The following is a 22,578-nucleotide window of genomic DNA, read 5'->3' as shown; positions in this document are numbered from 1 at the left end:
CGGCTACAATAATCACATCCTGCTGAAATTGCTTTCCTTTAAAATGATTCATCGTCATTCCTCCTGCTATCTTTTTCTATTATTCTACCTTATTTGATAGTAGATTTAAAACTTTGCAACAGAACCGTACAGCTTATGGACTAAAGAAAAAGGAGGAGAAGTAGATGAATCCAAAAACTATTTATGAAAAGGATTCAGACCAAGATGGTTTGACAGATGCTCAGGAACTAGCTTTGGGAACCAATCCGCAGTCTGTTGACACAGATGGTGATGGTCAAGCTGATTTAGAAGAGCTACAATCTGGACATTCACCACTAGTCTCACAAAAGGAGTTGTGTGATGGCTTGGAACTTTGACACCATGAAAGAGGCTTTGTCTGAAATGGAGAAGGTCGATTACCAAGAGTTTATCAAAGCCTTTCTCTCTTTGGAATTAAGTATTTCTGATAGAACAATCCTCAATCAGGTTTATCAAGATTATATGGATGAGGATGACCTATCCTTGATTAGTGATGAGCTACGAGTTAAAGTTGATAGTTATCAGGATGAAGTACAGGCAGATATGACTGACATTCTGGAAAAGTTGTACCGAACAGGTGAAGGCTCTAATTTTATTATGGATTTAATGTCCTCAAATAGTCTTTCAGACACCTTGGAACAGTATGAGGTTTTGGATAGTGACGATTATTCACTACTTAGCCTTGAAACCTTACAGGCCATGATTCAACAGGACTTGGCTATTTCTAGTCAGGATTATTTTGGAGATTTGGTTCACCTTGCCTTGCAAAAAGATTTACTAGACCAGAAAAGTCATTTCTTACAACACTATGTGGCAACTGTAATGGATGGTATTCCACAAGAAAGAGACCAACGAGCCTTGGTCCTAGATTAACACAAAGGGCTGAGAAACACTCTCAGCCTTTTTAAAATGGGAGGGAATAATGAATCAAGAAGTCTTACTACAAATGATGAGAGCAACCATTCCTCGTGATAGAGCCTTGCTTGAAGCGTTTTTATATTACCAAGCAGAGCATTTTGATGAGGAGTGGGATAGTCTCGTTTATCAGTTTATGACCAATAGGCAAGAAATAAATAAGTCTGTTCAAGTACTTCACTTTGAGACAGATGTTTCAGCTTTTGTCCAGGCTAGTCCTTATGATACTGCTCATGATCTATTGACCTATACACAAGTATTCGGCCAAACTGGTCTCCAAAAACTTGACCAACTATCGCCGTCTGAAAAAGACTTGGTGATTGAAGTGGCCTTGTTCAATCTGGCCACTCGTTTTCAACTATTAGACTCAAATGGACACTACCAAACTATTTCACCAGATTCTCTATTACAAAAGAGTAGGGGAGCTAATTTGGTCAATGTTTATCGTGTGGCTAATAATTTAGCGGATCGGATCAGCCGAGATATTGAACAGTTTCTCTTAACTTACGAGCCTGAGCTTGAAACAAGAGCTGATGAAACTATTCTAGAAAATGAAGAAACTATTGATGAGCACAAAACAAGTGTTCATCAAGCAATATCTTTTCGAGAAGAGGGCTCTCTGGTTATTGCTAGTTTAGATGTAGATTTGTCTCAACTAGATGTTCAAACAGGAAAAACCAGTCATCTGCCTGCTTATGAAGAGTTATCTTTACGACGTAAATTTGAGATTCTAACATATTTTGACCAAATTCGAAATGAACGTTCCAAAGTCGCAAGTTTTAGACGAGGTGATTTTGATACTGAGATGGAAATGACACCAATCTTTGAGGGCGAGGAGTTACTTACCTATCTAGAGGCTGATGGTAGTCCCTATGAGTTGAAACGAACGCTGACTACAGTCGAAGAAAAGGAATTAGAAAAAATTGGACAAGCCATTAGGATAGAAAATCAAGAAAAATTGACTCAGCTAGGGATTGAGCTATCTCAGTTTGAATCAGACCAAGTCGGTATTTTATTGGATGCGGCAGGTCGTTTTCGTTTAAAAAATGCGGACCTTGCTTTACTAGGTGGTTATCCCAAAGCCTCGGTAACTCAACTAGCCCTTGCGACAGAACTACTCCAAATGGGACTAAGTCATGAAAAGGTTGAATTTTTCTTTGGTAGTCAGCTTTCCATTGAAGAGTTGCGACAAGTTGCCTACGCCTTTTTACACCAAGAACTCAGTAGAGAAGATGCGGAGTATTTTGAAAAAGATAAGGGCAACCAGCCAGATTTGACCTTTAGAAATTGGAAGAACAAGCTAGAGAAAGCTGAGACGAAAGTAGTAGTTGATGAAGAATTTGCGGAAAGTCCACTAGTCCAGAGAGTATTGGACACTTATCCTCTGGGGTCATTGGTTTCCTATAAGGGACAGGACTTTGAGGTCATGTCGGTCAGCGATGCTCGATTGAACGGTTTGATTCGGATTGAGTTAGTTAATGACTTTTCGGATATCATTGAACAAAATCCAGTTCTTTATGTGAGGACCTGGGAAGAAGTCAGTCAGGCACTTCATCAGCCAAAGGCAGAACCACAAACAGAGTTAGAAGAAGCGGACCAAGAACTAAATCTTTTTTCATTTCTGGAAGAGGAGCCAGTTCAGAGTATTGGACTATTGGAACCCGATGGTTCTGAAAAAGGTCATAACGATATTGATCTTGAAGAAACAGATAGTCAAATTCCTGAAGAGGTAGTCGTCGAAACAATTCCAGAGATTCCAGTAATGGACTTTTATTTTCCAGAAGATATGACGGACTTTTATCCAAAGACTGCTAGAGATAAGGTTGAGACAAACATTGCGGCTATTCGTTTGGTAAAAAAACTAGAAGTAGAGCACCGCAATGCTTTACCAAGTGAACAAGAACTCCTTGCCAAGTATGTAGGCTGGGGTGGACTAGCCAATGAATTTTTTGATGACTATAATCCAAAATTTTCTAAGGAACGAGAAGAACTGAAAAGCCTAGTCACAGATAAAGAGTATTCGGATATGAAACAGTCCTCTCTGACAGCCTATTATACAGACCCTGCCCTTATCCGTCAGATGTGGGATAAGTTGGAAAGTGATGGCTTTACAGGTGGCAAAATCCTAGATCCTTCCATGGGAACAGGGAATTTTTTTGCAGCAATGCCCAAACACTTAAGAGAAAAGAGTGAGTTATATGGTGTGGAATTAGATACCATTACAGGAGCTATTGCCAAACACCTTCATCCCAATAGTCACATTGAAATTAAGGGCTTTGAGACGGTGGCTTTTAACGATAATAGTTTTGATTTGGTGATTTCAAATGTGCCATTTGCCAATATACGAATTGCGGATAACAGGTACGATAGGCCTTATATGATTCATGATTACTTTGTCAAAAAGTCACTTGATTTGGTTCATGATGGTGGACAAGTAGCGATTATCTCTTCCACAGGAACTATGGATAAGCGAACAGAAAATATTTTACAAGATATTCGTGAGACAACTGAATTTCTTGGTGGGGTTCGACTGCCTGATTCTGCCTTTAAGGCCATTGCAGGAACGAGTGTCACAACGGATATGTTATTCTTCCAGAAACACTTAGACAAGGGATATGTGGCAGACGATTTAGCCTTTTCAGGTTCCATTCGCTATGACAAGGATAGTCGCATTTGGCTCAATCCTTACTTTGATGGAGAATACAATAGCCAAGTGCTAGGAACCTACGAGGTCAGGAATTTTAACGGAGGAACACTTTCTGTTAAGGGGACTAGTGATGACTTGATTGCAAGTGTTGAAGCAGCTCTACATCAAGTAAAAGCCCCAAGAGAGATTGATAGAAATGAGGTCATCATTAATCCAGATGTGTTGATCAAACAAGTCATTGATACCTCCATTCCAGCTGAAATGAGGGAGAATCTGGGTCAGTACAGTTTTGGTTACCAGGGTTCTACAGTTTACTATCGAGATAATAAAGGCATTCGAGTCGGAACCAAGACGGAAGAAATCAGTTACTATGTCGATGAAGAGGGCAACTTCAAAGCATGGGACACCAAACATTCTCAAAAGCAGATTGATCGCTTTAATGCCTTAGAAGTGACTGATAACACTGCTCTGGATGTCTATGTGACCGATGATGCAGCCAAACGTGGTCAGTTTAAGGGTTATTATAAAAAGACAGTTTTCTATGAAGCTCCTTTGTCTGATAAAGAAGTGGCACGAATCAAAGGAATGGTCGATATTCGCAATGCTTACCAAGAGGTCATTGCCATTCAACGCTATTATGACTACGATAGGAAGACTTTTAACCACTTGTTAGGCAAACTCAATCGTACCTATGATAGCTTTGTCAAACGCTATGGGTATTTGAACAGTGCAGTGAACCGCAATCTTTTTGATAGTGATGATAAGTATTCGCTTCTTGCTAGTTTGGAAGATGAAAGTCTGGATCCAAGTGGAAAGTCTGTTATCTATACTAAATCCCTTGCCTTTGAGAAGGCTCTAGTGCGTCCTGAAAAAGAGGTTAAAAAGGTACATACTGCCCTTGATGCCTTAAATTCGAGCTTGGCTGACGGACGAGGTGTTGATTTCGCTTATATGATGTCTATCTATCAGGTTGAATCGCAGATGACCTTGATTGAGGAGTTAGGCGACCTCATTATGCCTGATCCTGAGAAGTATTTGAATGGGGAGCTGTCCTATGTTTCTCGCCAAGACTTTCTGTCAGGGGATGTCGTCACTAAGTTAGAAGTAGTGGACCTATTCGTCAAACAAGACAATCAGGACTTTAACTGGTCACATTATGCGGGACTTCTAGAAGCTATCAAACCAGCCCTTATTACTTTGGCAGACATTGATTATCGAATCGGTTCACGCTGGATTCCTTTGTCTGTTTACGGAAAATTTGCCCAAGAAACCTTTATGGGGAAAGCCTATGAACTGTCAGACCAAGAAGTAGCAACAGTCCTTGAGGTCAGTCCCATTGACGGGGTTATCACTTACCAATCTAAGTTTGCCTACACCTATTCCAACGCAACGGATAGGAGTTTAGGTGTCCCTGCTTCACGCTATGATAGTGGTCGAAAAATCTTTGAAAATCTCCTGAATTCTAATCAACCAACCATCACAAAACAAGTTGTCGAAGGGGATAAGAAAAAGAATGTGACAGATGTGGAGAAAACAACAGTCCTGCGTGCCAAGGAAGCACACCTACAAGAACTCTTTCAAGACTATGTGGCAAGGTATCCAGAAGTCCAACAAATGATTGAAGACACCTATAATAGGCTCTACAATCGTACAGTATCGAAGACCTATGATGGTAGCCATTTAACCATTGATGGACTTGCTCAGAATATCTCCTTACGTCCTCACCAAAAGAATGCCATTCAACGGATTGTGGTGGAAAAACGTGCCCTACTAGCCCACGAGGTAGGGTCTGGAAAAACCTTGACCATGCTTGGAGCTGGTTTCAAGTTGAAAGAATTAGGGATGGTGCATAAACCTCTCTATGTGGTTCCTTCTAGTTTGACTGCTCAGTTTGGTCAAGAAATCATGAAATTTTTCCCAACCAAAAAAGTCTATGTGACCACTAAGAAAGACTTTGCCAAAGCCAAACGCAAACAGTTTGTATCCCGTATTATTACAGGGGACTATGATGCCATTGTCATTGGGGATTCCCAGTTTGAGAAAATACCGATGAGTCGTGAAAAACAGGTCACCTATATCAATGACAAACTCGAGCAACTCCGAGAAATCAAGCTGGGAAGTGACAGTGATTATACGGTGAAAGAAGCGGAACGTTCGATTAAGGGATTAGAACACCAGTTGGAAGAACTCCAAAAACTAGAGCGAGATACCTTTATCGAATTTGAAAACCTTGGCATTGATTTTCTTTTTGTGGATGAGGCTCATCACTTCAAGAATATCCGTCCAATCACTGGACTTGGGAATGTCGCGGGAATCACCAATACTACTTCAAAAAAGAACGTAGACATGGAGATGAAGGTGAGACAGGTTCAGGCAGAGCATGGAGATAGAAATGTCGTTTTTGCGACAGGAACACCAGTTTCTAACTCTATTAGTGAACTTTTCACCATGATGAATTACATTCAACCTGATGTTTTAGAGCGATACCAGGTATCCAATTTTGATTCATGGGTTGGGGCTTTTGGGAATATTGAAAACTCCATGGAACTAGCCCCGACAGGTGATAAATACCAACCTAAGAAACGGTTTAAGAAATTTGTCAACTTGCCTGAACTCATGCGAATCTATAAGGAAACTGCCGATATTCAGACCTCAGATATGCTTGACTTACCTGTACCTGAAGCTAAGATTATTGCGGTGGAAAGCGAGTTAACGCAAGCTCAGAAATACTATTTAGAAGAGCTGGTAGAGCGTTCGGACGCTATCAAGTCAGGTAGTGTTGATCCAAGTAGAGATAACATGCTTAAAATCACAGGAGAAGCCAGAAAACTAGCTATTGATATGCGGTTGATTGACCCTGCTTACTCCTTATCGGATAATCAGAAAATCCTTCAAGTGGTGGACAATGTGGAACGGATTTACCGTGATGGAGCTGTAGACAAAGCCACTCAGATGATTTTCTCTGATATTGGAACCCCTAAAAGTAAGGAAGAAGGCTTTGATGTTTACAATGAACTGAAAGCTTTGCTGGTTGATCGAGGGATTCCAAAAGAAGAAATTGCCTTTGTCCATGATGCCAATACTGATGAAAAGAAAAACTCACTGTCTAGAAAGGTCAATAGCGGAGAAGTACGGATTCTCATGGCTTCGACTGAAAAAGGTGGAACGGGTCTAAACGTGCAATCACGCATGAAAGCTGTCCACCATTTAGACGTTCCCTGGAGGCCCTCAGATGTAGGACGGATTTTGCGGACATTCAAAATAAAAAAGAATGTGGAGGTAACAGACAATGGCAAAGACAATTTTTGAGGAAATGGGCGGCAAATACGAAAGGCAAGGCGATTATTTAATACCGTGCTTAACTGTACCCGCCGAAGAAGAACAGCCGATAGGCATCTGGGGACAGCGGCATTTGGATTATCTGAAGCATCACTGCAAAGTTACATACACCAATCTTCTTACAAGCGGCAGACTTAACGCTTACCTTGCCGACATTGACAGACAGGCACAGGAACGCTTTGAAAGGCTCATAGAGGGTATGAAACAGGCACAGGGCATAACGGAACAGCTAAAGGCAGAAAACGCCTTAGAATGGACAGGATGCCTCAATAACATAAGGGCTTGTGCGAGGGAGATTGTGGAAAAGGAAATTATTTTTGCATAAACAGATGATTAGTGGCAGGGGGAAATCCTGCCGCTTTTTCTGCTTTAGTTTGTCAGCTTGACAAATAAAGGGTTAAGGAATATAATTAGATTCAGTATTATACAAGGAGTTAATAAATATGCGGCAAGGTATTCTTAAATAAACTGTCAATTTGATAGTGGGAACAAAAAGTAGCAGTCCCGTTTCACTTTTAATATGGGGCTTAGTTTTTTGTACCCAGTTTAAGAATACTTTTATCATGTAATTTTATATGCCCGAAAACATATAAGTGTTTTGGGGCTATTGGAGTTATTTACCCAGTGATAGGAGTATTTATAACTGGGTATTTTTATGCCCTTTTTTGGGTGTTGATAGGAGGAAAATCACATGAAAATAATTAACTTAGGCATTCTGGCTCACGTTGACGCAGGAAAGACAACATTAACGGAGAGTTTATTGTATACCAGTGGTGCAATTGCAGAACCAGGGAGCGTAGATAAAGGCACAACAAGGACAGATACAATGAATTTGGAGCGTCAAAGGGGAATCACTATCCAGACAGCAGTGACATCTTTTCAGTGGGAGGATGTAAAAGTCAACATTATAGATACGCCAGGCCATATGGATTTTTTGGCGGAAGTATACCGTTCTTTATCCGTATTAGACGGAGCAGTATTATTAGTTTCTGCAAAGGATGGCATACAGGCACAGACCCGTATACTGTTTCATGCACTACAGACAATGAAGATTCCGACAATTTTTTTCATCAATAAAATTGACCAAGAGGGGATTGATTTGCCAATGGTATATCAAGAAATGAAAGCAAAGCTTTCTTCGGAAATTATAGTGAAGCAAAAGGTTGGGCAGCATCCCCATATAAATGTAACGGACAATGACGATATGGAACAGTGGGATGCGGTAATTATGGGAAACGATGAACTATTAGAGAAATATATGTCAGGGAAACCGTTTAAAATGTCAGAACTGGAACAGGAAGAAAACAGGAGATTCCAAAACGGAACGTTATTTCCCGTTTATCACGGAAGTGCTAAAAACAATCTGGGGATTCGGCAGCTTATAGAAGTGATTGCCAGTAAGTTTTATTCATCAACGCCTGAAGGTCAATCTGAACTATGCGGGCAGGTTTTTAAGATTGAATATTCAGAGAAAAGGCGGCGTTTTGTTTATGTGCGTATATATAGCGGAACATTGCATTTGAGGGATGTTATTAAAATATCTGAAAAAGAGAAAATAAAAATCACAGAGATGTGTGTTCCGACAAACGGTGAATTATATTCATCCGATACAGCCTGCTCTGGTGATATTGTAATTTTACCAAATGATGTTTTGCAGCTAAACAGTATTTTGGGGAACGAAATGCTGTTGCCGCAGAGAAAATTTATTGAAAATCCTCTCCCTATGCTCCAAACAACGATTGCAGTAAAGAAATCTGAACAGCGGGAAATATTGCTTGGGGCACTTACAGAAATTTCAGATGGCGACCCTCTTTTAAAATATTATGTGGATACTACAACGCATGAGATTATACTTTCTTTTTTGGGGAATGTGCAGATGGAAGTCATTTGTGCCATCCTTGAGGAAAAATATCATGTGGAGGCAGAAATAAAAGAGCCTACTGTTATATATATGGAAAGACCGCTTAGAAAAGCAGAATATACCATCCACATAGAAGTCCCGCCAAATCCTTTCTGGGCTTCTGTCGGGTTGTCCATAGAGCCGCTCCCTATTGGAAGCGGAGTGCAGTATGAAAGCAGAGTTTCACTTGGATATTTAAATCAATCGTTCCAAAATGCGGTTATGGAGGGGGTTCTTTATGGCTGCGAGCAGGGGCTGTATGGATGGAAAGTGACAGACTGTAAAATCTGTTTTGAATATGGATTGTATTATAGTCCTGTAAGTACCCCCGCAGACTTTCGGCTGCTTTCCCCTATCGTATTGGAGCAGGCTTTAAAAAAAGCAGGGACAGAACTATTAGAGCCATATCTCCACTTTGAAATTTATGCACCGCAGGAATATCTCTCACGGGCGTATCATGATGCTCCAAGGTATTGTGCAGATATTGTAAGTACTCAGATAAAGAATGACGAGGTCATTCTGAAAGGAGAAATCCCTGCTAGATGTATTCAAGAATACAGGAACGATTTAACTTATTTCACAAATGGGCAGGGAGTCTGCTTGACAGAGTTAAAAGGATACCAGCCAGCTATTGGTAAATTTATTTGCCAACCCCGCCGCCCGAATAGCCGTATAGATAAGGTTCGGCATATGTTCCACAAGTTAGCTTAACAGCTTGCAAAAGTCATATAAAATGAGATTTGAAAGGATTAGAGACTAATTATGATGAAATGCGAATGGATATTGTGTCCTGTTTGTGGGAGCAAAACCCGTAATAAAATTAGGAAGGACACTGTTTTGGAGAATTATCCCCTTTATTGTCCAAAATGCAGACAAGAAAGATTGATTAAAGTTGACAACTTGAAGATAACTGTCATCAAAGAGCCAGACGCTTAAGACGCAGAGCCGATGAAATTGTGGAACAATTCACGAATCATCGGCTCTTTTTGTTTCGTATTTGAAAGAACAAACTCACCAAATAAAAAAAACGATATTCGGGTGGGTTATTTTGTTATACCCTAAATTACCCTCTGAATTTGTTTTTAAATTTGGAGGGATTTTTTTATGTCCTTTTTTCGGGCAGTTATCTATCTGCTCATACGAAGCAAAATTTATCAATACATAGCATATCAGAGAACGGCAGGAAACCAGTTAAAAAAATTTCTGCCAGTGCAACGGTACTTCTCACCTTGAAAGTAGAAGTACAATCTCCATACAATAGAATTACTATTTCCTATAACCGTAAAGGTCACAGAGCCTTTGCGGTTTTTCTTTTGTCGATTTTTGTTGGAAAGTGCCGTAGGGCTGTTTCTGATATGCGGTGTCGTTCTCCGCCTCTCCATCTGGATTTTTTACATTTCAAAAATTCAGATGGGAGGTATTTATGGTGAAATATGCACCAAGAAAGGTATATATCAGAGAAAGTGGCGGCTATGTGGAATTATCCTACACGGAGTTCTGCCGTTGCAGGGAATCCGACCAGACCTATATGGACAAGCTGTTTATCCCCATTCAAGGCTGTCTGCTTGAAGTCGTGAGGGAGCAATACACAGACTTCTACCGTGACAAGGAACGGTGGCGTTATCTGCAAAAATTAGATACAAAGAATAGACTGCTATCTCTCGACGGATTTACGGACAGCGAGGGGAATCCTCTGGACTTTATCACTGATGAAGCGGTGGACATTGCAGAAACCGTTGTCAATGCGGTCATGGTGGACAGGCTGAAAGCCGCCCTGCCTTTGCTGTCGGATAGTGAACAGGAGCTGATACAGGCAATCTTTTTTGACGGACTTTCCGAGCGTGAAGTCGGGGCGAGGTTGGGCATAACCCAGAGCGTTGTAAACAAACGCAAAGCCAGAATCCTAATAAAACTAAGAAAGATAATAGAAAATTAAAATTTAAGGCGTTCAGCCCCCTTGTTTTTTCCTTTGGGAAGATGAGGGGGCTTTTCTCTGCCCTCTCAATCAATTCTGATTGGAGGAAGTAAGAATGGCATACAACCACGGACGGGAGGACAGGAAATGGCGTATCTGGAAAGAAGCGGAGGAAAAGCTGCTGCGTGAGTGCGGCGTTGATGAAGCGACCATTGAGCAGATACGCATGGCGGACAGGGCAGACTTCAATTCCAACAGGCGGTTTTACCGATGGACGAATGACGTTGCGGAATATCTTGAGGACATGGCAGGCAGGGAGCGGCAGGCGGAAGTGGGTACGGTTGCGGAGTTACTGGAAGAGATTGAGAGCGAAAATCTCTATCAAGTATTAGTCACGGTGGACGGGCGTACCTTGAAAATCGTCCTGCTGAAAATGCAGGGGTATTCCACAAAGGAGATTGCCCCGCTTGTGCATTTGACGACTGGTGCCATCTATGCGAGGTTAGACCATCTGCGGAAGAAGCTGCGGAAAATTTTATAGCTTCTAAAACAGCCTGCCATCCTGCGGGCTACTGGGTGAGGGATGGAAATCCCCTCACTCATTTTTTGCAGGAGGACAACAGGATGGCATACAGGGTTAAGGCATACACGCTTCGGGAGGAATCCACGGAAAGCGGCACAAGGTATTTTATCAGCTTTAAGGACGGGCAGGGCAAATCCCACGAGTTGGAAGTGTCGGAACAGTTCTTTATGGAGTTTCGGCAGATGGAGCGCAGGAACAGGAATCTTTTCTAATGGGACGAGCGGCACAGGGAGTTTAACGAGGTATGGGACGAAACCCTTTACAGACGGGCGTTGCGTGTGCCTAAGAGCCTTGATGAACGCATGGTTGAGGAAGAACGGAATGAAACGCTCTATAAGGCGGTTGGGAGCCTTCCAGAGATACAAAGGCGGCGTTTCCTGCTCTACTACGAGTATGAGTTCAATTTTTACCAAATCGCCGCTATGGAGCATTGCACCGCTTCTGCAATACAGAAATCCGTTGCTGTTGCAAAGAAGAAAGTAAAAGCGGAAATGAGGAAATATCTCCAACCATGACCGACACCGCCCGAAAAAGAAATCTGTTTTTTATTTGTGTGGGATTGGCGGTATTACATACTCTCACTTTTTTCGTGGGAGTAAATCTATTTTTAAGGAGGTCAACGCCTATGTGCAACAAAAACAAGATAACTGCCCGAAAGGAGGAAACCCATGCAGAAGTTACAGACAGTCAACGCCGAAACGCTCCTTTATGAGCCGCTTGAGAAGCCGTCCTTTGTGGTGGACAGCCTTATCCCCACAGGCTTGTCGCTGTTCTGCGGCTCACAGAAGATAGGCAAGAGCTGGCTCATGCTGAAGCTGTGCTTATGCGTGTCGCAGGGAATCCCCTTATGGGACATGACGACAATGGAGGGCGATGTGCTTTACCTCTGCCTTGAGGACACGTTCTGCCGCATACAGGACAGGCTGTTCCGTTTGACGGACGAAGCGAGCGGGCGGCTTCATTTTGCCGTGGCAAGCTGCAAGCTGTCAGACGGTCTTATCGTGCAGCTTGAGGATTATCTGAAAGACTATCCAGACAGCAGGCTCATTGTCATTGATACCTTGCAGAAAGTCCGTACAGCTTCAAAAGACAACGCCTATGCAAGCGACTATGGGGACATCTCCCTAATCAAAGATTTTGCCGACAGGCACTCTCTGGCGGTCATTGTCGTACACCACATCCGAAAGCAGAATGACAGCGATGTGTTCAACAAGGTGTCTGGGACGACAGGCTTAACGGGGAGTGCGGACGCTACCTTTGTTCTGGAAAAGGAGAAACGGGCATCTGACACCGCCAAGCTGTATGTAACGGGCAGGGACACGCCCTATCAGGAATACACGCTCCGTTTCCGTGATTGCAGTTGGGAACTTGTGGAGAGGAAAACGCAGGAGCAGCTTGCGAAAGAAACGATACCAGATGTCCTTTTTCGGTTGGTGGATTTTATGAGGGATAAGGAAGAATGGGCAGGCACGGCAACGGAGCTGTTAGCCGCTATGGGGGAAACGGAAACCATACCCACGGTGATTACGAAATGGCTGAATGAATATCACACCACATTTTTAAGCGAGAACCGTATCTGCTACCAGTACAGCCGCAGGAAAGACGGCAGGCAGATTGCCCTTGCAAGGAGGGCGGGTGACAGCGGTGACGGCGGTGACAGCGATATTGGGATACCCCCTGTTACTGTCATTGACGCTTAAAGCCATGTAAAGTTGGCGGCTCTGCCCTGCGGGTGACAGCGGTGACGGCAGTGACAGTGATTTTAGGATACCCTGCCGCTGTCATCCCTACGGGAGAACACCCCGCAAACGCAAAATGCAGGCGTGGGATTCACCCGCCCTTTTCGGGCGTGTAAAATCACCCCTGCGGTCAGAAAAATCTCTCCGATTTTTCCGACTGCGTTTACAGGGTGTAACACACTACACTTTGCCCTGCAAAGAGCCGTGTGCCAGACGTTCCCTCTGGACTCCCTTATGGCAGGTCTTACGCCCTGCTATCCTACGCCTTGCGGCTTCGGATAAAAGAACGGCGGCATGACGGTTACAGCTCTTGCGAGGGAGTATCCCAAAAACACCGTCACCATCGTCATGACCGTCATGCAGGGGATAAGGGTGACAGTTACGGCAATCGGCAGGGGGCATCCCAAAACTGCCGTCACCACCGTCACCGCTGTCACCCAAAGGGCAGTTACCCGCCGAAGAAAGGAAGATGATGGATTATGCCCTATGCAATCCTGCGTTTCCAGAAACGCAAAGCGGGCGGCGTTGCGGCTTGCGAACGCCACAACGAGCGGAAGAAAGAAGCCTACAAAAGCAACCCAGATATCGACATGGAACGCTCTAAAAATAACTATCATCTTGTCGCACCGCCAAAGTACACCTATAAGAAAGAGATTAACCGAAAGGTAGCCGAAGCAGGGTGCAGGACAAGGAAAGACAGCGTGATGATGGTGGAAACGCTCATCACGGCTTCACCAGAATTTATGAACCAGTTACCGCCCGAAGAACAGAAAGCGTATTTTACGATGGCTCTGGATTTCATTTCGGAGCGTGTCGGGGAGCAGAATATCCTCTCCGCAGTCGTCCACATGGACGAGAGAACGCCCCATATGCACCTCTGCTTTGTGCCGATTACACCAGACAATAAGCTGTCCGCCAAAACAATTTTAGGCAATCAAAAGAGCCTGTCGGAGTGGCAGACCGCCTACCATGAGCGGATGTCCTCACGTTGGAATCAGCTTGAGAGAGGTCAATCTTCGATGGAAACCAAGCGGAAACACGTCCCCACATGGCTCTATAAGTTGGGCGGCAGGCTTGATAAGCAGTATGGGGAAATCGTGTCTGCCCTGTCCGACATCAACGCCTTTAACGCAGGGAAAAAGCGTGACAAGGCTCTGGAACTGGTTGCCGCATGGCTGCCCGAAGTGGAGAAATTCTCTAAGGAAATCGGCAGACAGCAGGCGTATATCGACAGCTTAAAGGAGCAAATCGGGCAGGAAGCCGACTATGCAGGGCGTATGCGTGATGAAAAGTACGAGCAGGAATTAAAGGTGCAGAAAGCCAACCAGAGGATATTTGAATTGCAGAGAACCAACGAGCAGATGGGGCGGCTGCTCTCAAAGATACCGCCAGAAGTGTTGGAAGAATTACAGAGAACAGGCAGAAACAAATCAAGAGAAAGGTAAAAAGTGAATGAAGAAACAGGATTTTAAGGTGTTAAAGACCAAAGATTTATACCCGTTTCCCGACAATCCGTTTCATGTTGTGGAGGATGAAACGCTGTCAGAGTTAGCGGAAAGCATCAAGGAATTTGGCATTGTCACGCCGATAATCACACGCCCGAAAGAGGACGGGAACGGTTATGAAGTGATTGCGGGGCAGCGGCGTGTCCGTGCGTCCGAACTTGCAGGTATAAATACCGTGCCTGCATTTGTCCTGCCCTTAGACCGTGACCGAGCCATCATCACCCTTGTAGACAGTAATTTACAGCGTGAAAATATCCTGCCATCGGAGCGGGCGTTTGCCTACAGGATGAAATCCGAAGCCATGAAGCGGCAGGGTTTCCGCACAGACTTAACCTCGTCACAAGTTGTGACGAAGTTGCGGACGGACGACAAAGTGGCACAGGGCTTCGGCGTGGGCAGGATGACCGTCCAGCGTTTTATCCGCCTGACGGAACTGATACCGCCGATTTTGCAGATGGTGGACGAGGGGAAAATCGCCCTCACACCTGCGGTGGAACTGTCCTTTTTGAAGAAAGACGAGCAGGAAAATCTCTTTGCCACGATGGAGAGCGAAGAAGCAACGCCCTCACTCTCACAGGCACAGCGGATGAAAAGCATGAGCCAGAGCGGGCAGCTTGACATGGATATGATATTTTCCATTATGACGGAGGAAAAGGGAAACCAGAAAGAAACCTTGAAAATCAACACAAGCAAACTGAAAAAATACTTTCCGAAGGACACAACGCCGAAGCAGATGGAGGAAACCATCATCCGACTTCTGGAACGTGAGTTGCAGAGAAAACGGAGCAGGGACAGCCGCTAACCTTCTTTTTTCGGGAAGTAAATGCAGGAATTTGGAACAGAAGAAAGACAGAATTTTAAGGAGAATGAGGTAAGGAATGAAAGAAATCCAGTATGAGATTGTAAAGGAAATCGCCGTATTGTCTGCGAGTGACAGCGGCTACACAAAGGAAATCAATCTTATTTCATGGAACGGGAGAGAGCCGAAATATGACATCCGCAGCTTTTCCCCGAACCGTGAGAAGTGCGGAAAGGGTATCACGTTGAACGCTGATGAAGCAGCGGCACTCCTTGAAGCATTACAGAAAGAAGTAAACAGCGGGGATTGATGGTATCTGATTGACAGGGCGGGGCGTTTCCAGACGTTCTCCTGCCCTGTCTGGAAAGGAAGATTTAAGTATGGGCGAGGATAGGAAAACAACTGGAAGAAGAAAGCGTATTGTGCCAAAAGGGCAAGTACAAATGATTATCAGTCGAGAATATATCGGCACACAGACCGTTGCAGAAGCGTTTGTCCCGATTATCTCCGAGGATATTCGGAAGAAGATTGCCGAGGGCGACACCTTCGACAATGAGGGGCTGTCCGCTTAGAATGTACGCAATGGAACATGAAAACGTTAGGACAGATATGGAGGTTTTACAGTATGGCAGGAATAAGAACGGAGAACAAGATTTATGAAGTCGGCATTTACTGCCGCTTATCAAAGGACGATGGCACGGATAACGAGAGTGCGAGCATTGCGACACAAAAATCCATCCTCACGGATTATGTGAAAAGGCAGGGATGGCATTTAGCAAAAACGTATGTTGACGATGGCTACTCTGGAACAAATTTCCAAAGACCAAGTTTCCAGAATATGATTAAGGACATTGAAAACGGGCTGATAAACTGCGTGATTACAAAAGATTTATCCCGTCTGGGGAGGAACTATCTTGATTGTGGGTTATATCTGGAAGTCTTTTTCCCAGAGCATAACGTGAGGTATATAGCGGTCAATGACGGCGTGGACACCTTAAACAAATCCGCTATGGACATCACGCCTTTCCGCAACATCCTAAACGAAATGTATTCTGCCGATGTGTCAGTCAAGATAAAATCGGCGTACCGTGCGAGGTTTCAGCAGGGGAAATTCATGGGAACAACAGCCCCTTATGGCTATGTCAAAGACCCTGCCGACCACAACCATCTGCTGATAGATGACAAAGTTGCCCATGTGGTAAGGGAGATATTCGACCTTGCGTTAGCGGGCAACGGCATCGCCAAAATCCGCAAGCACATCAACAAACAGCATATCCTACGCCCTGCCGCTTATGCGGTGGAGCAAGGGGCAACAGGCTATGAGCGGTACTTTGAGGATAACGAGGAAAACCGTTATATTTGGAGCGAGAACAGCGTGAGGGGCATTTTAAGAAGCCCGATATATGCGGGCAACCTTGCAGGCTACAAGCGGATTGCAGCCAACATGAAAAGCAAGAAACGCCCCTCTAAGCTGCCCGAAGAATGGGAAGTGATACCAGACACCCATGAGGGGATAGTCACGCAGGAGGAATTTGACACCGTACAGCAGCTTATGACGAGCCGCAGGCGGGAGCAGAACGCAGGGGGATTTGAGAATATCTTTTCGGGCGTTATCAAGTGTGCGGACTGCGGCTATGCGATGCGGGCGGCGAGTGCCAACAGGAGGAAACGCCCCGACATCATCGACTGCGTACAATACACCTGCAATAATTATGGCAGATATGGCAATGTTATGTGTACCGCACACAGCATTGAAGCGAGGGACTTATTCAATGCCGTCCTTGCCGACATCAACCGCTTTGCGGATATGGCGGTCAATGATGAAAAGGCGGTCAGAGCCATAGAAAGGCGGCTCACGGAAACAGACCAGAGCAGGGCGAAATCATTAGAGAAAGAAAAGAAGAAGCTGAACAAACGCCTTGCGGAGCTTGACAGGCTGTTTTCCTCTCTCTATGAGGACAAGGTAATGGAGCGTATCACGGAGCGGAATTTTGAGATGATGTCGGGGAAATACCAGAAAGAGCAGCTTGAAATTGAAGCACGGCTGAAAGAGGTAACGGAAACGCTCAATGACAGCTATGAGAAATCGCAGGGCGTGAGGGACTTTCTATCCCTAATCCGCAACTATCAGGGGCTGAAAGAGTTGGACGCAACCATCATAAACGCACTCATAGACAAGATACTTGTTTCGGAACGTGAGAAACTTGCGGACGGGACAGTAAGGCAGGAAATCAAGATTTACTATAAATTCATCGGCTTTGTCGGTGAATTACATATCACACCCACAAAGCGGTGGACGGCGTTAAAGCCTAAAAATTGTACGGTGTGCGGTGTTGAATACGTCCCCAGCTCTGGAATATCAAAGTATTGTCCCGCTTGTGCTAAGAGGATACAGAGGGAGAAATCAAACGAGAGCAAACGCAGGAGTAGGGAGAGGAACCGAAGGGCATGTATTGAACTGTCCGCAAAAAATGACCGACTGACATTGTCCAGCGAAATGGACGACTAATTCGACAAGGAAACATGCACCAGGAGGTAGATATTTATCACTATATTACTAAAGGGAGCTTCGACAATTACCTCTGGCAGACACAGGAGAATAAGCTCAAATACATTACGCAGATAATGACCTCAAAAGACCCTGTGAGATCAGCTGAAGACATTGATGAACAAACCATGACTGCTTCTGACTTTAAGGCTTTAGCTACTGGTAATCCCTACCTTAAGCTCAAAATGGAGTTGGAAAATGAACTGACAGTTTTAGAAAATCAAAAACGCGCCTTTAATCGCTCCAAAGATGAGTATCGCCATACCATTTCCTATAGCGAGAAGCACCTCCCTATTATGGAAAAACGGTTGAGTAAATATGATAAAGATATTTCCCAATCTTTGGCAACAAAGTCGCAAGATTTTGTCATGCGATTTGACAATAAATCAATGGATAATCGTGCTGAAGCTGGGGATTATCTGCGTAAACTCATCACCTATAATCGCTCAGAAACTAAGGAAGTCAGGACTCTGGCCAACTTTAGAGGATTTGATTTGAAAATGACTACACGAGGTCCTAGTGAGCCCTTGCCAGAGACCGTCTCTTTAATGATTGTTGGTGACAACCACTATACTGTTACCTTAGATTTGAAATCAGACGTAGGAACCATTCAACGAATTTGTAATGCCATCGACCATATTATAGATGATCAAGAAAAGACTGAAGAAATGGTTAAGGACTTACGAGATAAGCTACGAGTAGCCAAAGTAGAAGTTGAAAAAGTCTTTCCAAAGGAAGAAGACTATCAGCTTGTAAAGGCTAAGTATGATGTTTTAGCTCCCTTGGTTGAAAAAGAAGCAGAGATTGAAGAGATAGATGCAGCTTTGGCCAAGTTTAGTGAAGATACAACACCCCAAAAGAAGCAACAAATAGCACTTGAGATATAAGAAAAAAGGCTGACAAATAATTTTGAACGCGGTAAAATGAAGTCAAGAAATCACAAAAGGAGAATAGATCATGACCCAAACACTAGAAGAAATGCGTTATAAACTTGAAGATTGGTTGGCACAAGGCTTTACGAGTCCAGAAGATAGGGCAAACTACCAAACCTTAAAGGAACAGTATGAAGATGAAACTCTTGATTATAGCTTTTCAAAGCGTGAAATCACTGGACAGCTGGAACTCATCATCAAAACTCGTGAGAATGATTTTCCAAACTTAGATGAGGTGACGAAGGCAGAATACCTTGATTTGGTTGCCCAACTTGATGAACTTGACCAGGAACAGGCTGACTATTATCGCAAGCAATTAGCCTAGAAAGAGGTGTAAGATGTTGGAGCAAATTCTACAAAGCCTTTCGATTTTCGCAGCAATAGGACTGATGTTGCTCGTCCTTTATCGGATTGTGAAAGTTTCAGCTGCTTTGTTTCTTATCGGACTTATCAGTGGATTAGTCTTTATTGAAATATATGGAATTTACCTATTCTTTACGGAAAGGTATCTCTATACAGAAGATTTAGCCACCAATGGTATTTGGAGTTTTACTGGTTTTTATATTGCCTTTAATAACTTTCTCTTGTTTATAATTACTATAAAAATTTTAAAAATAGAGCAACCTAAATCTTAGGATTATCAGGAATGTGTGAATTGGTATTCCTAGTGATTGGTTTAAGATATTATTTGTTTTTTTCAATACACATAGAAGAAAGTCAATGTGAACTGATATTTCAAGATAAAGTACAGTTCAGAATAGATGAACTTGAGAAGCAAAAAGCAAAATTTAATAAGAGGAATAAAGAGAACTAATTATTTAGTTTGCAGGTTTATTTTCTCGTTTCGTTATTTTTAGGATTTGTACCATAGAGTTTTGCCTTTTTTACTCATGTTTTACATCACTAATCGATTTATAATAATCTTATAGGGAAACATAGTTACAAATATTTAATTATTCAAGGAGGAATTTATAATGAATAATATTAAACCAGAAATCTATGTTCAAACTGCAACTGATCAAGAAATTACATTATTAATTGGTGGTGCTGGTAGTGGGTTTGTTAAGACTCTAACTAAAGACTGTCCAGGCTTTTTATCAAATGTTTGCGTAAATATTGGATTCATCTCTGGATGCAAAAATTGTTAAAATAAAATTTAGTTTGTAACTATGTATGTCCTATCGCCATAATTGATAGGACATTTCCTTTTATTTTACTAGAGGTAACATCTATGACAATTAATATTACAGAGGAAAAAAGTTTTGATATAGTAATTTCAAAGGTAATAGAGGAATTTTCTTTCTCCACTTCAAAATTTAGTGAAGTGTGCTCTTTTTCTGATAGCATTATTAATAGTTTTAAGGAAGAGTTTAGAAAAATACTGCTTCCTGTATTGGTCCAAGAAATAAATTTATTTAGGATAGGGAAAGGAACCAATTCAAAATATAGTGAATACAATGAATTTTGTAAAAATATTCTTAATAACGGTTTGTATTTTCTTGATAAATATCCAGTTTTAAAAAGAAGATTGAATATTTTAAAAGAAAATTATGAAATTAGCATTGAATGTTTTTTGAAAAATTTAACCAAGAATTATAATGAAATTATAGAAAATTTTGATCTAAGGCAAGAAAATATAAGTGTAAAAATATTATCAATGGTGGGAGACAATCACGGTAGTAATAGGAATATCAGCTTTGAACTTCAAAATAAATCATTTTTTTATAAGACTTCAGGATACACTTTGTATCCAATTTTGAATGAATTAAATTGTAGAGTATTCGATTCTAAGTATTTCAAATTTCCTGATACATTCATTGGTAGCAATTTTATGATCCAAGAGAAGATTGACAATTTGTCCTGCCATGATAAAAGTCAAATCCATTCATTTTATAGAAATATGGGAGTACTTTTGGCATTTACGTATGTGTTGAATGGAAATGATATGCACAATGAAAATATTATTGCTTGTAAAGAACATCCCTATGTGATTGATTTTGAAACTTTAATAAATCCTGTGTCACAAATAGAGGGAAGAATTTCACAAAGCATCTTTTCAACTGGCTTACTCCCAATGAAATATAGACGAAATTTTGATGGAATATTTGACTGTAGCAGTATAGGTCAAGTAAATATAGTTGTAAAAAAAGTTTTTGAAGAAATTAACCCGTTTAGTTCGGAATTACGATTGGAATTGACAGAACACCAATTTAATGATATCAAAGAATTCTTACCTTTACTCCATGAATCTCATATTTCTGCTAATAAATTTTTAGGTGATATTGAATCTGGATTCATATTTGGTTATTCAAGATTGAGAAGTTGTTATAATATTATAAAAACAGTGGTCTTAAGGTATAAAAATGCCTTACTATGTAGATTGGTCTTAAGAAATACATCTGTATATTCAGCACTTATTGATCGAATTACTGTGCCAGATTTATTAATGGATGAGCTAAAAACAAGAAATGTTTTAACAAGCTTCTTAAAAGAAATACCAGTAATCAGTAGTCATGAAAAAAAGTACATTATGCTTGAAGTTGAGCAATTAGTTAATGGTGAGGTTCCATTGTTTACATTTGGTAATTTTGGAAATGTTTCAAGAAATGATACAAAATACCTTATGAGTCTTTACGATTCTGTAAATTTTAAGTTAAATTGTATGTCCGATGAAGATTTACAATATCAATTAAATCTCCTTAGAGTTTGTTTGAATATTGATAATTACAATTTTTCTAAATTGAGAAATAATCATCTTGAATTAGATGTTAAAAAATTAGTAAGGGAATCAATATTTAATGTCACACGGCCTTATGCACTGACTCTTCAGAAAGATTCTAGTGGTAATTACATATATGGAGAGTCTAATTTGGGACTATATGAAGGAAAGTTGGGATTGCTATTATCTTATGATGAATTGGAAGAAATATTTGATTTAAAAGTTATTGAACAAGAAATTATAAATTCAAAAGATATAGGCTTAATTAATGGCTATGCTTCATTATTGCTTTATAAAAATTTAAATAACTCTTTAAATAAAGATGATTATTTACTTCATGATATAGACTTTACTGAATTTGATATAATTGATGGTTTGGGTGGATTAATTTTACAAAGCTATTTAATATTTTTGAAAAAACCAGAATTAGTAGATGTAGTTGAATTGAAGAAGTTAGGAGAAGTTTTTCTAGAATTAACAAAAAATCAGGAACAGTTTAAAGTAGGATTTGCTCATGGATTTACCGGTATAAAGGTTATTTATAAAATATGTTCTCTTATTTTACCAGATAATTCAGAGTTTATGAATAGATTTGAGTACTTTGAGAGTCAGGATAATGTTTTATTATATCCAAGCTCGGGATGGTGCAACGGATTGACAGGTTATCTTGTTTCTGAATATATTTTATATAAAATAAGTAACGACTCTAGATATCTTGATAAAGTATTATATAATATTGATTATCTTATGAATAAATTATGTGAGACTGAGGAATATTGTTTGTGCCACGGATTTTTAGGAGGATTGGATTTCTTGCAAGTATTGAATCAGGATAATTTGCTTTCTAACGAGCATAAGAAGAGACTGGAAATATTGGAGAAAACTTTAATTTTTAAATCCAATCACAATAATATTCTAAAAAAAGATATTTCGCTATTTACAGGAATCTCAGGATTTCTCTATTATCTCAAACGAAAAAAAACACTTAGAGGGTCTGTTATTACTCTAGGGTTCTAAGG

The 22,578-nt window shown here is 41.5% G+C and carries 19 protein-coding genes and 2 pseudogenes; all 21 read left to right on the top strand.

Features of this window, described 5'->3' with window-relative positions:
* The first annotated feature begins 164 nt into the window (after positions 1-164).
* Positions 165-356: a calcium-binding protein gene (locus ODU37_RS08335; RefSeq protein WP_024400605.1), complete on the top strand. Its 192-nt coding sequence runs from the start codon at positions 165-167 to the stop codon at positions 354-356.
* Positions 340-891: a hypothetical protein gene (locus tag ODU37_RS08330; protein ID WP_000312468.1), complete on the top strand. Its 552-nt coding sequence runs from the start codon at positions 340-342 to the stop codon at positions 889-891. Before ODU37_RS08335 ends, ODU37_RS08330 begins: the two co-directional genes overlap by 17 nt.
* Positions 892-940: 49 nt before the next feature.
* Positions 941-6,889 carry an SNF2-related protein gene (locus tag ODU37_RS08325; RefSeq protein ID WP_249562496.1) on the top strand — a complete coding sequence of 1,983 codons (5,949 nt, stop codon included), beginning with the start codon at positions 941-943 and terminating at the stop codon, positions 6,887-6,889.
* Positions 6,870-7,244 (top strand): TnpV protein, encoded by a 375-nt coding sequence (locus tag ODU37_RS08320; protein ID WP_001140406.1) that lies wholly within the window; start codon positions 6,870-6,872, stop codon positions 7,242-7,244. Before ODU37_RS08325 ends, ODU37_RS08320 begins: the two co-directional genes overlap by 20 nt.
* Before the next feature lie 366 nt (positions 7,245-7,610).
* Positions 7,611-9,530 carry a tetracycline resistance ribosomal protection protein Tet(O) gene (gene tet(O) / locus ODU37_RS08315; RefSeq protein ID WP_014636291.1) on the top strand — a complete coding sequence of 640 codons (1,920 nt, stop codon included), beginning with the start codon at positions 7,611-7,613 and terminating at the stop codon, positions 9,528-9,530.
* A gap of 51 nt (positions 9,531-9,581) precedes the next feature.
* Entirely contained in the window at positions 9,582-9,755 is a 174-nt protein-coding gene (locus tag ODU37_RS08310) for a cysteine-rich KTR domain-containing protein (protein WP_002779755.1), read from the top strand.
* Positions 9,756-10,245: 490 nt separating this feature from the next.
* Positions 10,246-10,755, top strand: coding sequence for a sigma-70 family RNA polymerase sigma factor (locus ODU37_RS08305; RefSeq protein WP_105116765.1), 510 nt, complete (start codon positions 10,246-10,248; stop codon positions 10,753-10,755).
* Between the two features lie 94 nt (positions 10,756-10,849).
* On the top strand, positions 10,850-11,275 hold the full coding sequence (locus ODU37_RS08300; protein WP_000323895.1) for a sigma-70 family RNA polymerase sigma factor: 426 nt from the start codon (positions 10,850-10,852) through the stop codon (positions 11,273-11,275).
* 83 nt (positions 11,276-11,358) lie between these two features.
* Positions 11,359-11,832: pseudogene (locus ODU37_RS08295) on the top strand (sigma factor-like helix-turn-helix DNA-binding protein).
* Positions 11,833-11,985: 153 nt separating this feature from the next.
* Positions 11,986-13,017, top strand: coding sequence for an AAA family ATPase (locus ODU37_RS08290; protein ID WP_001170965.1), 1,032 nt, complete (start codon positions 11,986-11,988; stop codon positions 13,015-13,017).
* A 245-nt stretch (positions 13,018-13,262) separates the two neighbouring features.
* Positions 13,263-13,529 carry a hypothetical protein gene (locus ODU37_RS08285; RefSeq protein ID WP_162495498.1) on the top strand — a complete coding sequence of 89 codons (267 nt, stop codon included), beginning with the start codon at positions 13,263-13,265 and terminating at the stop codon, positions 13,527-13,529.
* A gap of 6 nt (positions 13,530-13,535) precedes the next feature.
* Positions 13,536-14,501: a MobV family relaxase gene (gene mobV, locus ODU37_RS08280; protein ID WP_001145977.1), complete on the top strand. Its 966-nt coding sequence runs from the start codon at positions 13,536-13,538 to the stop codon at positions 14,499-14,501.
* 7 nt (positions 14,502-14,508) lie between these two features.
* Positions 14,509-15,363 carry a ParB/RepB/Spo0J family partition protein gene (locus ODU37_RS08275; protein WP_000743701.1) on the top strand — a complete coding sequence of 285 codons (855 nt, stop codon included), beginning with the start codon at positions 14,509-14,511 and terminating at the stop codon, positions 15,361-15,363.
* Between the two features lie 76 nt (positions 15,364-15,439).
* On the top strand, positions 15,440-15,670 hold the full coding sequence (locus ODU37_RS08270) for a YdbC family protein (RefSeq protein WP_000659121.1): 231 nt from the start codon (positions 15,440-15,442) through the stop codon (positions 15,668-15,670).
* A 70-nt stretch (positions 15,671-15,740) separates the two neighbouring features.
* On the top strand, positions 15,741-15,932 hold the full coding sequence (locus tag ODU37_RS08265) for a hypothetical protein (RefSeq protein WP_000503424.1): 192 nt from the start codon (positions 15,741-15,743) through the stop codon (positions 15,930-15,932).
* Between the two features lie 53 nt (positions 15,933-15,985).
* Positions 15,986-17,869 carry a recombinase family protein gene (locus ODU37_RS08260; protein ID WP_043028856.1) on the top strand — a complete coding sequence of 628 codons (1,884 nt, stop codon included), beginning with the start codon at positions 15,986-15,988 and terminating at the stop codon, positions 17,867-17,869.
* Positions 17,836-18,795 (top strand): annotated as a pseudogene (locus tag ODU37_RS08255) (hypothetical protein); the annotation flags it as partial. The gene ODU37_RS08260 and the pseudogene ODU37_RS08255, both read left to right, overlap by 34 nt.
* A 70-nt stretch (positions 18,796-18,865) precedes the next feature.
* Positions 18,866-19,165 (top strand): DUF5962 family protein, encoded by a 300-nt coding sequence (locus tag ODU37_RS08250; protein WP_105105940.1) that lies wholly within the window; start codon positions 18,866-18,868, stop codon positions 19,163-19,165.
* Positions 19,166-19,178: 13 nt separating this feature from the next.
* On the top strand, positions 19,179-19,475 hold the full coding sequence (locus ODU37_RS08245; RefSeq protein ID WP_024381915.1) for a DUF5966 family protein: 297 nt from the start codon (positions 19,179-19,181) through the stop codon (positions 19,473-19,475).
* Between the two features lie 339 nt (positions 19,476-19,814).
* Positions 19,815-19,988, top strand: coding sequence for a type A2 lanthipeptide (locus ODU37_RS08240; protein WP_012775117.1), 174 nt, complete (start codon positions 19,815-19,817; stop codon positions 19,986-19,988).
* An 83-nt stretch (positions 19,989-20,071) separates the two neighbouring features.
* Positions 20,072-22,576 (top strand): DUF4135 domain-containing protein, encoded by a 2,505-nt coding sequence (locus ODU37_RS08235; RefSeq protein ID WP_398580463.1) that lies wholly within the window; start codon positions 20,072-20,074, stop codon positions 22,574-22,576.
* Positions 22,577-22,578 lie beyond the last annotated feature (2 nt).

The organism is Streptococcus sp. 2021WUSS109 (genome assembly GCF_044427305.1).
Lineage (GTDB): Bacteria > Bacillota > Bacilli > Lactobacillales > Streptococcaceae > Streptococcus > Streptococcus suis.
The sequence above is the reverse complement of the archived record's forward strand: the minus strand, read 5'-3'. Positions and strand labels throughout refer to the sequence as shown.

Coding starts and splice junctions, on each gene's coding strand:
- ODU37_RS08335 (WP_024400605.1), top strand. CDS start 165: ATGAATCCAAAAACTATTTATGAAAAGGATTCAGACCAAGATGGTTTG.
- ODU37_RS08330 (WP_000312468.1), top strand. CDS start 340: ATGGCTTGGAACTTTGACACCATGAAAGAGGCTTTGTCTGAAATGGAG.
- ODU37_RS08325 (WP_249562496.1), top strand. CDS start 941: ATGAATCAAGAAGTCTTACTACAAATGATGAGAGCAACCATTCCTCGT.
- ODU37_RS08320 (WP_001140406.1), top strand. CDS start 6,870: ATGGCAAAGACAATTTTTGAGGAAATGGGCGGCAAATACGAAAGGCAA.
- ODU37_RS08310 (WP_002779755.1), top strand. CDS start 9,582: ATGATGAAATGCGAATGGATATTGTGTCCTGTTTGTGGGAGCAAAACC.
- ODU37_RS08300 (WP_000323895.1), top strand. CDS start 10,850: ATGGCATACAACCACGGACGGGAGGACAGGAAATGGCGTATCTGGAAA.
- ODU37_RS08290 (WP_001170965.1), top strand. CDS start 11,986: ATGCAGAAGTTACAGACAGTCAACGCCGAAACGCTCCTTTATGAGCCG.
- mobV (WP_001145977.1), top strand. CDS start 13,536: ATGCCCTATGCAATCCTGCGTTTCCAGAAACGCAAAGCGGGCGGCGTT.
- ODU37_RS08275 (WP_000743701.1), top strand. CDS start 14,509: ATGAAGAAACAGGATTTTAAGGTGTTAAAGACCAAAGATTTATACCCG.
- ODU37_RS08270 (WP_000659121.1), top strand. CDS start 15,440: ATGAAAGAAATCCAGTATGAGATTGTAAAGGAAATCGCCGTATTGTCT.
- ODU37_RS08265 (WP_000503424.1), top strand. CDS start 15,741: ATGGGCGAGGATAGGAAAACAACTGGAAGAAGAAAGCGTATTGTGCCA.
- ODU37_RS08260 (WP_043028856.1), top strand. CDS start 15,986: ATGGCAGGAATAAGAACGGAGAACAAGATTTATGAAGTCGGCATTTAC.
- ODU37_RS08250 (WP_105105940.1), top strand. CDS start 18,866: ATGACCCAAACACTAGAAGAAATGCGTTATAAACTTGAAGATTGGTTG.
- ODU37_RS08245 (WP_024381915.1), top strand. CDS start 19,179: ATGTTGGAGCAAATTCTACAAAGCCTTTCGATTTTCGCAGCAATAGGA.
- ODU37_RS08240 (WP_012775117.1), top strand. CDS start 19,815: ATGAATAATATTAAACCAGAAATCTATGTTCAAACTGCAACTGATCAA.
- ODU37_RS08235 (WP_398580463.1), top strand. CDS start 20,072: ATGACAATTAATATTACAGAGGAAAAAAGTTTTGATATAGTAATTTCA.